The sequence below is a fragment of the Pseudomonas psychrophila genome (assembly GCF_001043005.1).
Classification (GTDB): Bacteria; Pseudomonadota; Gammaproteobacteria; order Pseudomonadales; family Pseudomonadaceae; genus Aquipseudomonas; species Aquipseudomonas psychrophila.
The window spans coordinates 1-516 of record NZ_JYKZ01000118.1; the positions used below are offsets into that span (position 1 = coordinate 1).

1 protein-coding gene is annotated in these 516 nt (G+C 58.3%); it reads right to left on the reverse strand.

What is annotated here, in order from left to right; all coding sequences use genetic code 11:
- Positions 1–516: radical SAM protein (locus TU76_RS24375; protein ID WP_048352720.1), on the reverse strand; the 516-nt coding region annotated here is incomplete at both ends.

The window sequence follows — 516 nt, forward strand, 5'->3', positions numbered from 1 at the left end:
AGAGCGCTGCGATCCAGCTCGGGTCTTGGAACAGACGCCCGTTGCTGAGTACATGAATGGATTTCTGTGGCAAAACGGCTTTGCACTTGGCCAGGATTTCCAGCAGGCCGTCGCGATAAAGCGTTGGTTCTCCACCGCTGATTCCCAGATTTTCTTCGCCCGGGTCCATCAGGCCGATCAGCCGTAGGTTCTCCTCGATGTGCCAGCGGTCATCGATATCTTTGGGCGGCTGCGAGCACATCAGGCAGAGGCTGTTGCAACGATCGGTCATTAACAGCAGGTTGCTGTCTGAGCCTCGTCGATAGAGCACTCGCACCAACGCGTTGCCGGGTGTGATGGCAATGACATCGCCGGGCTGCACGACATCCGCATCTTTGGGGGTGTGCAGGTATGGCCGCGCGCAGTCGAAGTCGCCGATCAATGGCTCCGGGATCAGGAATCCACCCACTGGTAATGAGAGCAGATGCGGGCTCCGTAGCCGTTCTTCGTTTGGCAGCCAAAGCAGCAGGTCACCGA